The organism is Pseudomonas putida, assembly GCF_003228315.1.
GTDB classification, from domain to species: domain Bacteria; phylum Pseudomonadota; class Gammaproteobacteria; order Pseudomonadales; family Pseudomonadaceae; genus Aquipseudomonas; species Aquipseudomonas putida_S.
The window spans coordinates 1,493,275-1,506,934 of record NZ_CP029693.1 but is presented as its reverse complement, the minus strand read 5'-3'; the positions used below and the strand labels follow the sequence as shown (position 1 = coordinate 1,506,934).

13 protein-coding genes are annotated in these 13,660 nt (G+C 60.7%); 10 read left to right on the top strand and 3 right to left on the bottom strand.

The window, feature by feature from the left end; all coding sequences use genetic code 11:
* Window positions 1–128: 128 nt before the first annotated feature.
* Both hutC and DKY63_RS06715 read right to left on the bottom strand, forming a co-directional pair.
* A complete protein-coding gene (gene hutC, locus DKY63_RS06720) occupies window positions 129–881 on the bottom strand; it encodes a histidine utilization repressor (RefSeq protein WP_110963383.1) in 753 nt (250 codons plus the stop codon).
* Window positions 882–988: 107 nt separating this feature from the next.
* Entirely contained in the window at window positions 989–1,927 is a 939-nt protein-coding gene (locus DKY63_RS06715) for a LysR substrate-binding domain-containing protein (protein WP_110963382.1), read from the bottom strand.
* A 157-nt stretch (window positions 1,928–2,084) separates the two neighbouring features.
* Between DKY63_RS06715 and DKY63_RS06710 the strand changes: the two genes are divergently transcribed.
* The 10 genes from DKY63_RS06710 to DKY63_RS06665 all read left to right on the top strand — a co-directional run bounded on the left by DKY63_RS06710 (window position 2,085) and on the right by DKY63_RS06665 (window position 12,054).
* Complete coding sequence (locus DKY63_RS06710; protein WP_110963381.1) at window positions 2,085–3,158, top strand: aromatic ring-hydroxylating dioxygenase subunit alpha; 1,074 nt, start codon at window positions 2,085–2,087, stop codon at window positions 3,156–3,158.
* A 1-nt stretch (window position 3,159) separates the two neighbouring features.
* Window positions 3,160–4,293, top strand: a complete 1,134-nt coding sequence (locus DKY63_RS06705; RefSeq protein ID WP_110963380.1) for an FAD-binding oxidoreductase — start codon at window positions 3,160–3,162, stop codon at window positions 4,291–4,293.
* A 132-nt stretch (window positions 4,294–4,425) separates the two neighbouring features.
* A complete protein-coding gene (locus tag DKY63_RS06700; protein ID WP_110963379.1) occupies window positions 4,426–5,202 on the top strand; it encodes a transporter substrate-binding domain-containing protein in 777 nt (258 codons plus the stop codon).
* 64 nt (window positions 5,203–5,266) lie between these two features.
* Window positions 5,267–5,944: an amino acid ABC transporter permease gene (locus DKY63_RS06695; RefSeq protein WP_110963378.1), complete on the top strand. Its 678-nt coding sequence runs from the start codon at window positions 5,267–5,269 to the stop codon at window positions 5,942–5,944.
* Complete coding sequence (locus DKY63_RS06690; protein WP_110963377.1) at window positions 5,941–6,675, top strand: amino acid ABC transporter ATP-binding protein; 735 nt, start codon at window positions 5,941–5,943, stop codon at window positions 6,673–6,675. The genes DKY63_RS06695 and DKY63_RS06690 overlap by 4 nt, the downstream gene beginning before the upstream one ends.
* Before the next feature lie 20 nt (window positions 6,676–6,695).
* Window positions 6,696–7,931, top strand: coding sequence for a cysteine desulfurase-like protein (locus DKY63_RS06685; protein ID WP_110963376.1), 1,236 nt, complete (start codon window positions 6,696–6,698; stop codon window positions 7,929–7,931).
* Between the two features lie 36 nt (window positions 7,932–7,967).
* Entirely contained in the window at window positions 7,968–8,846 is an 879-nt protein-coding gene (locus tag DKY63_RS06680) for a MurR/RpiR family transcriptional regulator (RefSeq protein ID WP_110963375.1), read from the top strand.
* 81 nt (window positions 8,847–8,927) lie between these two features.
* Window positions 8,928–9,824, top strand: coding sequence for an allantoinase PuuE (locus DKY63_RS06675; RefSeq protein WP_110963374.1), 897 nt, complete (start codon window positions 8,928–8,930; stop codon window positions 9,822–9,824).
* Window positions 9,825–9,862: 38 nt separating this feature from the next.
* Window positions 9,863–11,299, top strand: a complete 1,437-nt coding sequence (gene hydA / locus DKY63_RS06670; RefSeq protein WP_110963373.1) for a dihydropyrimidinase — start codon at window positions 9,863–9,865, stop codon at window positions 11,297–11,299.
* Window positions 11,296–12,054: a 2-keto-4-pentenoate hydratase gene (locus DKY63_RS06665; RefSeq protein WP_110963372.1), complete on the top strand. Its 759-nt coding sequence runs from the start codon at window positions 11,296–11,298 to the stop codon at window positions 12,052–12,054. Before hydA ends, DKY63_RS06665 begins: the two co-directional genes overlap by 4 nt.
* An 88-nt stretch (window positions 12,055–12,142) precedes the next feature.
* Here DKY63_RS06665 and DKY63_RS06660 read toward each other — a convergent pair whose 3' ends face one another.
* A complete protein-coding gene (locus DKY63_RS06660) occupies window positions 12,143–13,633 on the bottom strand; it encodes an aldehyde dehydrogenase (protein WP_110963371.1) in 1,491 nt (496 codons plus the stop codon).
* Between the last annotated feature and the right edge of the window lie 27 nt (window positions 13,634–13,660).

Below are 13,660 nucleotides of genomic sequence, written 5' to 3'. Positions count from 1 at the left end.
TTTGGTGCGAAGGGAAACGACGAAATGTCACCTTTTTGCCACTTTGGGCAGCGGCAGTAACAATGTCAGCAGACTGTCTGCAACAACAGGTAGGTCGAGCGGCAAGCGGGGGCCGCTCGACCCTTGAATCAGTTACCGAACTTGCCTTCCAGGCGATAGCGCGAACCCGGATAAACCAGTCGTGCGCACCCGACCTGGCCCTTGGCTGCCCAGGTACGGCGGCGAATCAACAGGCATGGCTCATAGCGCTTGATCTGCAACAACTTGCACTCCGCCGACTTGGCGTGGATCGACTCGACCACGTGTTCGCCTTCGGTCAGCGGCGCCAACTGGATCAGGTAGGCGTAGGGCGTGACCTTGGTGAAGTCCTGCTGCAGGTAAGCGGGAGCGACCTCGGCATTGACGAAGCGCTCTTCGATCTGCACCGGCACACCGTTCTCGTGATGCACCACCACCGAGTGGAACAGGCGCTTGACCCCTTCGAGGGGGAAGGGCATTGAGGCACGGGCTCGTTCGGGCATTTCTTCGAGCACGATGACTTCGCAGCGATGCTCGTGACCCCGGGCCTCGATTTCTTCGGCGATGTTGTGGATCTCGAACAGCGCGGCATGTCCCTTGGGCTCCGCGACAAAGGTACCCACGCCTTGCATGCGCACCAGCGAGCCTTCGATGGTCAGCTCGCGCAAGGCGCGGTTGATGGTCATGCGACTGACCCCCAGCAAATTCAGCAGTTCGCTTTCAGACGGCACCTTGGAGTTGGGCAACCAGGCACCGGAGCGAATCTTTTGCATGATGATTTGCTTGACCCGCGCATACAGCGGGGAGGGACTCTCGAGCGAAAAGGACTCCAGAGACGCATTGTCCTCATTAGATTTGGTCACGTTGATTCCTGAATTGAAAAGTTACCCCGACACGCATGCCGGCTAGTTTACCGAGCTACGGCAGATACGCCTATGCGCAGACAAGGCGCCCGAAAATCGCCGTGAAATCAACCGGATAACCCCAGCAGTCGCGCATTGATGGCCGACTGCTCTCGCCCGCGTGCCACGAGCCAGCGCTGGAAGTCCCGGCAATGGGCTTTTTCATAGGCGCTTTTGGAACTCACCATGAAGTACGACGTCGGCATTGGCAGGGCACTGGGGAAGGGCATGATCAAACGGCTGGTGGCCAGTTCATCGACAATCATCGAGGCTTGTCCCAAGGCCACGCCCTGACCCTGTACCGCCGCCTGAATCGCCATGTACGACAGGGAAAACACCCGATAACCCTGTCGCAGCTGTGGGCAGTCCACCTGTTGCGCAGTGAACCAGTCTCGCCACGACGGCGGTGACACGAATTTCGGCAGCCAGTCGATGGACAGCAGCGGATAGGCCAACAGGTCGGCCGGCGTGCGCAACGGCGCGTCGGCACGCAGCAAGGATGGGCTGCAGACGGGGACTACGTAGTCATGGAACAGCTCGACGGCGTTGCCCACGTACTCACGGTCGCTGTAGGTAAAGCGAAAGTCGAATTCGTAACCTTCGGGTGAAGGCTCTTCGTGTGTACCTTCGAGGAACACGTCCAGTTCCGGATGCTTGTCCTGCCAGGCGAACACCAGGGGTGCCAGCCATTGCGACAGTAGCGACGGCAACGCGCTGATGCGCATATTGGTGGGGTTCTTCGAGCGCTCGACTTCCGTGTGAGCAATGCGCAGGCTTTCGAAGGCCGACGTACAGCTTTTGTGATAGCGCTGCCCGGCGGCGGTCAGGTGGATTTGCTTGCCCACCTTGAGCGTCAAACTCAGCCCCAGGCTTTCTTCGAGCAACTTCATCTGCTGGCTGACCGCACCCGGCGTAATACCCAGGCGCCGGGCCGCTTCAGTGATGCCGCCGTAACGGCCGACCGCTTCAAAAACTTCCAGTGCGCGCAGGGAGGGCAGGGGTGTCATCAGGCGTTCTCCGGTCTGTTCTGACGGAATTATCGTTTAGGAAAACTAAATGAAATAGCGATTTTCCTCATCTTTTCAATGAAAAATATCCTCGTATTCTGGAGTCGTCACCCCGCTTGCCTGCAAGCGCCCAGAACAACAACAAGAGGATTCGACGATGTTTTTACGCAATGCCTGGTATGTGGTTGCCGAGGAAACCACGCTCACCGAAAGCCTGTACCCGATCACCATCCTGGGTGAACAGATCGTGCTGTACCGCAAGCTCGACGGCACGCCCGTCGCACTCGAGGATGCTTGCCCGCATCGCAAATTACCCTTGTCGATGGGGCGCAAAATCGGTGACCGGATCGAATGCGGTTATCACGGCCTGACCTTCGATTGCTCTGGCAGCTGTGTCCGTGCACCAGGCAGCCAGCGCATTCCGCAAGGCGCCAGGGTTCGCAGCTATCCATTGGCCCTGCGCTACGGATTGATCTGGATCTGGATGGGTGATGCCGAGCTGGCCGACCCCGCGAGCATCTTCAACGTGCAGGAATGGGGTGATCCCGGCTGGGGCATCAATCGCGGCGGCAGCATGACGGTCGAATGCAATTACCTGTACATGACCGATAACCTGCTCGATCCCGCGCATGTGGCGTGGGTGCACCAGACGTCGTTCGGTAATGCCGCGTGCGAAGACGAACCGCTGAAGACCATCGTGACGGACGCCGGCGTGACAGTGTCGCGGTGGATGCGTGATGTGGAGGTGGCGCCTTTCTATGCCCAGTTCGTCAAGTTCAGCGGTCGCTGCGATCGCAAGCAGCACTACGAGGTTCACTTTCCCTCCTGCGCCATTATCAAGTCGTTGTTCTCGCCAGCGGGAACGGGCAGCGATGAGGGACCGCTGCACGATCAGGTGTTTTTGATGAGTTCCTATAACTTCATGACACCCATCGACGAATCCAACACCCGCTATTTCTGGTTTCAGTTGCGCAATTTCGACCAGGACAGCGAGGAGGTGTCCCGTCAGTTTGATGAAAGCGTGCGTTTCGCCTTCAGCGAGGATCGGGTGGTGCTGAGTGCCGTGCAGCGAGGCATGACTAACAGGCGCACGCCGAACATCGACCTGGTCACGGACTCGGGCCCGCTGCGGTTTCGGCGCGCGCTGGAAAAATTGATCGCGCAGGAAAACACCAGTCCCTTGCTGGCGGTGAAGCAACTCGACACCCAGTCGGTAGAGCGGGAGGTTTGAGATGAGCATCCATCAGCAACCGCCAGCCGTTCAAAAAGGCTTTTTAACCTACCGGGTTGTCGAAAAACGTCGGGAAAGCGAGCTGGTCACCTCGTTCCTGCTGGCCGCCAACGATCCGCTTCCGGCGTTTCGCCCGGGTCAGTTCGTCGTCGTTCGCCTGCCAGGGGACGACGGCGGCACGCTGCTGCGTAACTACAGCCTGTCGGGCAAAGCCCGCGATGCGACGCATCTGCGCATCTCGGTGAAACGCGAGCCCGCGCCCGCAGGCCGGCCTGACTTGCCCGCGGGCAAGGGCTCGGGCTATCTGCATGAGCACGTGCGGGTCGGTGACCTGCTCGAGATCGCAGGACCGGTGGGGGACTTCGTACTTGATGAGGAAAGCCGTCGGCCGGTGGTGCTGTTCAGCGGGGGAGTGGGCATCACGCCGATGGTCAGCATGCTGCATAGCCTGAGCGTCGATTCGCAACGCCGGGTGTACTTTGTCCATGCCTGCGAGAACGGGGCCGTGCATGCCTTTCGCGATGAAGTGCTGGCGCTGGCGGCGAGTCGTCCGGGGATTGACGTGCATTTTTGCTATCGCCAACCCGGCCCTGACGATCTCGGTACGAAGGCGTTCCACAGCCAGGGACTGATCGAGCGGCCAACCCTGCAGGCGCTGCTGCCAATTGATGACTACGAGGTTTATCTGTGCGGTCCGCGTCCGTTCATGCAGGCGAACTGGCGGCTGCTGCGCGAACTGGGCGTCGACAAGGAGCGTATCCATTACGAGTTCTTCGGCCCCGCGACCGTTCTCGAAGAAGATGAAACCAGCCCTGTGGTAACCGAGGTATCGCCTGTCCGGGAAGCGGCGGCAGATGAGGCATTGATGGTGCAGTTTCTACCTTCCGGCACCCGCATGGCCTGGAACCCGGACTGTCATTCGCTGCTTGATCTGGCCGAACAGGCTGGCCTGCAACCGGCGTTCAACTGCCGGGCCGGGCTTTGCAATGCCTGTCGGGTGAGCTTGCGTAGTGGCTCGGTCGAGTACTTCGAGGCGCCACTGGACGCGCCCGACAACGGCGACATCCTGCTCTGTTGCAGCCGGCCGGTGTCGGCCGTGACGGTGGAGATTGCGCCGTCATTTAAAGAAAACTGAAGCTCGTTTTGGAGTAAAAAATTCATGGATAAACGGTATTGAAATAAATAATCCACTGATTTACTCTCGATCCCACGTTGTACGAGATCAACCGCTGTTGGCACCTAAAAAAACAAACAATCGGGAGCAAACATGAAAGCGAAAGTGATGTTGGGATTGTTCATGACCGCCGCCGTTGCACTGCCGGCCTGGTCGGCCGACTGGACGGTAGGGGCCAACGTTGGCAACGTGCCCTGGGAGTTTCAGGACGCCAAAGGGGAGTTCGTCGGCTTTGAAGTCGATGTTGTTAAAGAAGTGGCCAAACGCGCCGGGAAAAGCGTCGAGTTCATCAACATTCCTTTCAACGGCCTGTTCAGTGCCGTGCAATCCAAGCGTGTCGATATCGCTATTTCGTCGATCACCATCACCCCTAAACGACTGGAATCGGTTGCCTTCGCACAGCCTTACTTCGACAGCGACCAGTCACTGACCGCGCTGACCTCGTCCAAGGTCAAGAGCCTGGGTGATATGGCCGACAAGGTCGTTGGCGTCGATACAGGCTCCACTGGCGACATGTGGGTTGGCCAACACAAGGGCGAGTACAAATTCGCCGACGTCTCGCGTTATGAAGGGCTGTCGCCGGCCATGCTCGACCTGGCCTCCGGGCGCATCGATGGCTACCTCAGCGACATTCCCGCGGTGCTCTACTACATCAAGGACAAGCCGCAATACACCATCGTCGCGCGTGTTCCCACCGGTGAACGCTACTCGCTGATGCACGCCAAAGGCTGGGCGATGAGCGATCAGGTCAACGACATCATCAGCAAGATGAAAGAAGACGGCACACTCGGAAAGATCCACAAGGATTGGTTCGGTACCGAAGCGGCCAAAGACTCGAGCACCCTGCAAGTGACCGCTGTCCTCAAGTAAGCCTTGCTGCTGTTGCATATAAGTGGCGACGCCCGTTCGCCACTTGTTTTGACCGAGGTATCCCATGGATCTTTTGCAGACATTTTTTAACTGGAATGTGCTCGTCGAGTCGCTTCCGCTGATGATGCGTGGTCTGGGCGTCACCATTTTGCTCGGGGTGGTGAGTATTGCCCTGGGCCTGGTGGGCGGGCTGTTGCTGGCGCTGTTGAGGTTGTACTCCTACGCACCCGTTCGAGCGTTCGCACGTATCTACATCGATATCATGCGTTCCATTCCGCTGCTGGTTTTGCTGGTACTGATCTATTACGCGCTGCCTTTTGTGGGGATTCGGCTGTCGTCCTTTGCCGCCGCCGCCAGTGCGCTCTCGCTGGTCTCCTGTGCCTACAGCGCAGAGATTTTCCGCTCGGGCATCGAGGCCATTCCCCGTGGCCAGTTCGAAGCCTCGGCCTCCCAGGGCATGAGCTTTTTCAACACCATGCGCGACGTCGTGCTGCCGCAGGCCGTTCGCATCGTCATGCCGCCCATGACCAGCAATTGCATCAACGTCATGAAGGACACGGCGCTCGCCTCGGTGGTGGCGATGCCTGACCTGCTCAAGCAGGCCACCCAGGCGCAGGCACTGGCTGCCAACCCGACACCGTTGGTAGGGGCTGCCTTGTTGTATCTGTTGCTGCTGTTGCCGTTGGTACAGATGGTCAGCTGGATTGAACGCCGTAACGCCTCGGGAGGAAAAACCGCATGAGCACCTTGATCGACATCGAAAAGCTCGACAAGTACTACGGCAACTTCAAGGCGTTGAGCGATATCAATCTGCAGGTTGAAGAAGGTGAAGTGGTGGTCATTCTTGGCCCGTCGGGCTCGGGGAAATCGACCTTGATCCGCTGCATCAACCTGCTTGAAGACTACCAGCAAGGCCATATCCGCGTGGCCGGCGAGCGGGTTGAAAACGGCCCGCGCCTGGCCGCCATCCGCAGCGAAGTCGGCATGGTGTTCCAGAGTTTCAACCTCTATCCGCACCTCACTGTCCTCGACAACGTGTCGCTGGCGCCGATCCGGGTGCGGGGCTTGAGTCGGCGTGATGCCCATGCCCGGGCCAGGGAATTGTTGGTCAAGGTCGGCATGGGCGATCACGCGCACAAATACCCCAGCCAGTTGTCTGGCGGCCAGCAGCAGCGTGTCGCGATCGCTCGCACCATGGCCATGGAGCCTCGGGCGATTCTGTTCGATGAACCGACGTCCGCGCTGGACCCGGAAATGGTGGGCGAAGTGCTCGACGTCATGCAAAACCTTGCGCGCTCCGGTGTCACGATGGTCGTGGTCACCCATGAGATGGGCTTCGCCCGCCGGGTCGCCGACCGGGTGATCTTCATGGAAAGCGGACGCATTGTTGAGCAGAACATCCCCGAACCGTTTTTTACCGCGCCTCAAGAGACACGCACAAAAGCGTTCCTGCAGGCCATCCTGCATCATTGAATCCGGCTGGAGAAAGTAGAGTGAATCCTCTCGATATCGATTACGTTCGCAAGCAATTTCCAGGTCTGGCCGATGGTTATGCCTACATGGATAACTCCGGTGGTTCGATGGTGCTGAGCACCGTGGCTGAGCGGGTCTGTGATTACATGCTCAACAACAGTGTGCAACTGGGCGCTTCCTACCAGCCTTCGGTTGTCGCTGGCGAGCGCGTGATGCAGGCACGTCGCTCGGTCATGCAGTTGATCAACGCGGAGCATCCCGAAGAAGTGATCATGGGCGGCTCGACCACCCACTTGTTGCAGATCCTCTGTCGCGCCATCGCCCCGTCGATCGTCCCGGGCGATGAGATCATCGTCACCAACTGCGACCACGAGGCGAACATCGGTCCGTGGGTCAACTTGTGCGAAAGCCGTGGCGCGACCTTGCGGGTGTGGCAGGTCAATCCCGACACCTGTGAGCTCGAACTGGATGACCTGCAGGTGTTGCTCAATGACAACACCCGCTATGTGGCGATGACCCATACCTCGAATATTCTCGGCTCGGTCAACCCGGTCGCCGAAGTGGCGCGACGTGTCCATGCGGTGGGCGCCAAGCTGTGCGTGGACGCCGTCGCCTATGCGCCACATCGCCTGGTGGATGTGCAGGCCAGCGGTGCCGATTTCTACGTCTACAGCTTCTACAAGACCTTCGGCCCGCACTTCGCCGTGTTGTGGGGACGACGCTACCTGCTGCTGGAGATGCCGAGCCTGAACCACTTCTTCATCGGCAAGGACGTGGTGCCTTATAAATTGCAGCCGGGCAACGTGAATTACGAGTTGTCGTTCGGTTGCATCGGCATCACCGACTATCTGCTCGACGTCAGCACCCGGCTTGGCGCCCAGGGCAGCGAGCGCGAGTGCATGCAGGCGGCGTTCGATGCCTTCGAGGTGCAGGAAGATTTGCTCGCCGAGCGTCTGCTGGCATTTTTGCGCCAGCGCGAGGGCGTGCGGATCATTGGCAAGGCACATACCCGCAACCGGGTGCCAACGATCAGTTTCGTGGTGGAGGGCGTTCAGTCGGAGGCTATCGTGCGCAGGGTCGATGAGCACCGGATCGGCATTCGCTTTGGTGACTTCTATGCGCGGCGACTTATCGAAGCCCTTGGGCTCGACCGGTTTGGCGGGGTAGTGCGGGTGTCGCTGGCGCATTACAACACGCTGGAAGAAGTCGACCGCCTCATCACGGCGCTGGACCAGGCAATCGATGCATTGCGTTGACAGGCCTACACCCTACTCATTTGACGAGCCTTGATCATGGCCTTACCTGAAACCCTTGCAGAGCTGCGTGACTGTATCGCCGCCCAGCACGAAAACCTGACCGGTCGCTTGCGTGATGCTGCCCGATTTTTGATCGACAACCCGCATGAGATTGCGCTCAACACGGTCGCCGAACTGGGCAAGCGTTCGAGTATCGCGCCTGCCGCTTATATACGGCTGGCCCAGGCCCTGGGCTTTGCAGGTTTCAAGGATTTGCAGCGGCTGTTCCGTGCACCGCTGCAACAGGCTGCCGACTCTCAGAGCGAACGCAGCGAACGCATTCGGCACTACGGCGGTGAGACGTTGCTGGAAGACCCGAGCGACGTCGGCGCGATTCTGCGGGAGTTCAGCCAGGCCAATATCGTCTCCCTGGAACACCTGGCCGAAGGCGGTGAGCAGGCCAATATCGAAGCGGCCATCGCCCATCTGCAAGTGGCGCGTACCACCTTCGTCATTGGCATGCGTCGCGCCTTTCCGGTGGCGGCGTATCTGAGCTACGCGTTGAGTCGCGTGGGCCGTCGAACCGTGCACATCAGCGGTGCGGGCGGCACCTTGCCGGAGCAGGTCAGCGCCATAGCCGAGGATGATCTGTTGATAGCGGTCAGTTTTCCGCCATACGCCAACGACACCGTTGAGGCTTGCCGCCAGGCGCGCCAGGCGGGCGTGACGCTGGTGGCGATCACTGACAGCGTTCTGAGCCCTATCGGGCAAATGGCCGATACGGTGATTGAGGTCAACGACGCCGAACTGCTGGGCTTTCGTTCGCTTACCGCCTCGTTCTGCATTGCGCAATCCCTGGCCATGGGGTTGGCCTTCAGCGAGTGGCAATCGGATAGCACCTTCAGCCATGACCGACTGAAAGATATCGACTGCTAGGTCGCACCTTCGCTACGTACTTATTCAACCCGTCACTTTTAACCAGTCACTCTTAACCAGTCACTTCAGGAGAACATCCCGATGGTTTCACCTGCACGCGATTTAGTGGGTTACGGCAGAAAACGCCCGCAAGGTACCTGGCCCAATGGCGCACGATTGGCCATCAGCCTGGTGATCAACTACGAAGAGGGCTCCGAACGCTCACTGGCCATGGGCGACCCGGACCAGGAGTCCATGACCGAATGGGGTAGCTATTCCATCCCCGACGGCACGCGCAATCTGGCGATGGAGTCCATGTACGAGTACGGCTCGCGCGTGGGGATCTGGCGAATTCTGGATATTCTCGACCAGCAATCGGTACGGGCGACGTTTCATGCGTGCGCCGTGGCCTTCGAGCAGAACCCTGATGTTGCGCGCGCTGCGGTGGCCGGTGGTCATGAAATTTGCAGCCACGGTTATCGCTGGGAGGAAGTGTTTCGCCTGACGGAAGAACAGGAACGTGAACACATGCGCCTGGCCATCGAGTCATTCGAGCGCACCTGTGGCAAGCGTCCGGTTGGCTGGTATTGCCGTTATGGTGCCAGCGTCAATACCCGCCGTCTGGTTGCCGAGGAGGGTGGTTTCCTCTACGACTCCGATGCCTATAACGACGATGTTCCCTACTTCGTCGAGGTCGAGGGCAAGCGTCACCTCGTGGTGCCTTACACCGCCGACGTGAACGATTTCCGCTACTGGAACTCTCCGGGGCTGTCCCAGGCATCGGACTTCTTCGAGTACATGAAAGAAAGCTTCGAGGTTCTTTATGAGGAGTCGGCTGAAGGTCCTCGGATGATGTCGATCGGGCTGCACCCACGCATGGTGGGTCGTCCCGGGCGGGTCAGGGCGATCAAGCAATTCATCGAATATGCCAAGCAGCATGGCGGTGTCTGGTTTGCGACGCGCGAGGAAATCGCCCGTGCCTGGCTTGAGCGAACTTGAGCGCAACCGCAGCCGGTGACTTCTCGAAGAGACCTGATATGCAAGCTTTCGATACAGTGATTCGCAACGCCCGGGTGGTCACCGCCGCGGACACGTTCACCAGTGACATCGGTATTCGTGACGGGCGCATCGTCTCCCTTGGCCTGGACCTGCCGCAAGGTGTCCGGGAAATCGACGCGGCAGGCCGGCATGTCACCCCCGGTGGTATCGACAGCCACGTGCACTTCGACCAGCCGACGGGAGACGGCTCGGTGATGGCCGATGACTTTTTCAGCGGCACGGTGTCGGCGGCCTGCGGCGGCACCACCACCGTCATCCCGTTCGCCTGCCAGCAGAAGGGCGAAAGCCTGCGCGCTGCCGTCGACGACTACCATCGCCGGGCGGGCAACAAGCCGGTGATCGACTATGCCTTCCACCTGATCGTCACCGACCCCACCCCGCAGGTGCTGCGTGAAGAACTGCCGGCCCTGATTGCCGAAGGCTACACATCGTTCAAGATCTACATGACCTACGATGCGCTGAAGCTGGGTGACCGGGAGATCCTCGAGACGTTGTCGGTTGCGCGCCGTGAGGGTGCCATGGTCATGCTCCACGCCGAGAACAGCGATTGCATCGCCTGGCTGACCGAGCGGCTGCTGGCGGCCGGGCTGACGGCGCCGCGCTACCACGCCACGTCGCGACCGATGCTGGTGGAGCGCGAAGCGACCCATCGTGCCATCGCCCTTGCCGAGCTGGTGGACGTGCCGATCCTGATCGTGCACGTGTCGGGGCGCGAGGCCGTGGAGCAGATTCGCTGGGCGCAGAGCCAGGGGTTGAAGGTGTACGCCGAAACCTGCCCGCAGTACCTGTTCCTGACCGCCGATTCGCTGGGGTGTGACGACAGCTTCGAAGGGGCCAAGTGCATCTGCAGCCCGCCGCCGCGCGATGCGGCCAACCAGCAGGTGATCTGGGATGGCCTGGAGAATGGCGCGTTCGAGATTTTCTCGTCCGACCACGCCCCCTTTCGCTTCGATGGCCCCGATGGCAAGAAGGCCCACGGCGAAGCGGTGTCGTTCGACCAGATCGCCAACGGCATTCCCGGCGTCGAAACCCGCATGGCACTGCTCTGGTCCGAAGGCGTGCGCCGTGGACGCATCACCCCGCAAAGCTTCGTTGCGTTGACCTCCACCAATGCCGCCCGGATGTATGGGCTGTACCCGCGCAAGGGCAGCATCGCTGTGGGTGCCGATGCCGATCTGGTGATCTGGAACGAGGGTGAACCGGTGCACCTGAACAACGAAATGCTGCACCACAACGTCGATTACACGCCTTACGCCGGCATGACGCTGAGCGCCTGGCCGGCCATGACTATGTCTCGCGGTGAAGTGGTGTGGGACGGCGAGCCGCGCGGTGAGGCGGGGCGCGGCCGGTTTCTGCCGTGCGAGCGCCCGGCGCCTGCGCAAGTGCGCCGACGCAAGACTGAGTTGCCATTGTGAGCGTGGTCGCGCAGGTGGCCGCCAGCCTGATTCGTGGTTGGCGTGAGGGGCGCCAGCAACCGTTGCCAGCCGTGGAACTGGCGAGCGAAGACGAAGCCTATGCGGTGCAGCAGCAGGTAGCGGATGCCCTCGGCTGGTTCGCCTCCGGGCCGCCGGCGGCCTGGAAACTGGGCGGCGCTCCGGGAGGATTGATCAGCACCGCCGGGGTACCGGCATCGGCGGTACACCCGTCGGGTTGGCAGGTTCCGCCGGGCGATGCCTTCGGTTTCGGGATCGAGGGAGAACTGATCGTGCGCCTGTCGCGTGACCTCGACGAGCACACTGATTTGGCCATGGCCTATGCGGCGGTCGATGCGTGGATGCCGGGCATCGAACTGTGTGGCACGCGCTGGCTGCAGGGCGATCAGGCCGCGCCACTGCTTCGGCTGGCCGACCAGCAACTCAACCGCGCGCTGGTACTCGGTGCACCGCAAACACTGGAAAAAATACCGGATTGGTCAAAACAACAGGTGGCGTTGCGGGTGGACGGGAAGCCTGAGTTCGTCGGTGTTGGCAGCCATCCATTCGGTGAGCCGCTGAGTTCGCTGCCGTGGCTGGCACGTCACGCCGCGGCACTGGGCAGCCCCTTGCGGGCCGGTGATCTGGTGGCTTGTGGGAGCTGGACCGGCATCTACTGGGCGTCGGCCGGGATGCAGGTGGAAGTCGAGTTTGCGGGAATAGGGAGGGTTGGCTTGTCGACTTGCACTGGCCGGTAGCACGACGAATCTGCGCGGCCTTCTCTGATCCTGTGTGTTCAGGCATGGCGCTCCCGTTATTGATGGGGAGCGCCATTTCTTGCTGGCCTCAGAGTTTGATCCACGTGGCTTTGAGCTCGGTGTATTTGTCGAAGGCGTGGAGCGACTTGTCACGCCCGTTGCCCGACTGTTTGAAGCCCCCGAATGGCGCGGTCATGTCGCCGCCGTCGTACTGGTTTATCCAGACGCTGCCTGCGCGCAGCGCCTTGGCGACCTGGTGCGCCCTCGACAGGTTGCTGGTCCAGACCGCTGCGGCCAGGCCGTAGTCAGTGTCGTTGGCGATGCTTACGGCCTCTTCGACATCATTGAAATCGATGACCGACAGTACCGGGCCGAAGATCTCTTCCCGTGCAATCCTCATCGCATTGTGGACGCCGTCGAAGATGGTCGGCTCTACGTAAAGGCCTCCCGTTTCTTCCAGTGTGCGCCTGCCGCCGGCCACCAGTTTGGCGCCGTCGGTATGCCCAGCCTGAATATGGCTCAACACGGTGTTCAGGTGCTGGGCATCCACCAGGGCGCCGACCCGGGTTGCCGGGTCCAGCGGGTGGCCCGGCTTCCAGGCCTTGATCGCCTCGACCACCAGCGGTAGGAACCTGTCCTTGATCGAACGCTCCACGAGCAGGCGCGAACCGGCGGTGCAGACCTCGCCCTGGTTGAAGGCGATGGCGCTGGCGGCAGCCTCGGCGGCGGCCTGCAGGTCGGGCGCGTCGGCGAAGACGATGTTCGGGCTCTTGCCGCCGGCTTCCAGCCAGACGCGCTTCATATTCGATTCGCCAGCGTAGATCATCAGCTGCTTGGCGATCCGGGTGGAGCCGGTGAATACCAACGTGTCGACGTCCATGTGCAGGGCCAGGGCCTTGCCGACGGTATGACCGAAGCCCGGCAACACATTGAACACGCCAGCGGGAATGCCGGCCTCGATGGCCAATCGGGCCAGGCGCAGGGCGGTCAGTGGCGACTTTTCAGACGGCTTGAGGATCACTGAGTTGCCGGTGGCCAGCGCCGGGCCCAGCTTCCAGCAGGTCATCAGCAACGGGAAGTTCCACGGCACGATGGCCGCGACCACGCCAATCGGTTCACGGGTAATCAAGCCCAATTGGTCGTGGCTGGTGGCGGCCACTTCGTCGTAGATCTTGTCGATGGCTTCGCCGTTCCAGCGGATTGCCCGTGAAGCCCCCGGAACATCAACGCTCAGCGAGTCGCTGATGGGCTTGCCCATGTCCAGGGTTTCCAGCAAGGCAAGCTCTTCGCCGTGGGTGTCGATCAGCTCGGCGAAACGGATCATCACGGCCTTGCGCTCGATTGGCGCCAGGCGTGACCACACGCCGGAGTCGAACGTGGCGCGGGCATTGTTCACGGCCAACTCGGCGTCGGCCAGGTCGCAGCTGGAGACCTTGCCCAGCAGGCGGCCATCGATCGGGCTGATGCAATCGAAGGTTTCACCGGACTGGGCTGCGGTGTACTGGCCGTTGATGAAGGCGCGGGTTTCGATGTGCAAAGTCTTGGCGCGTTGTTCCCAGGCAGCAAGGGAAAGACTCATGTCGGGTACTCCTGAAATTGGGCTGGA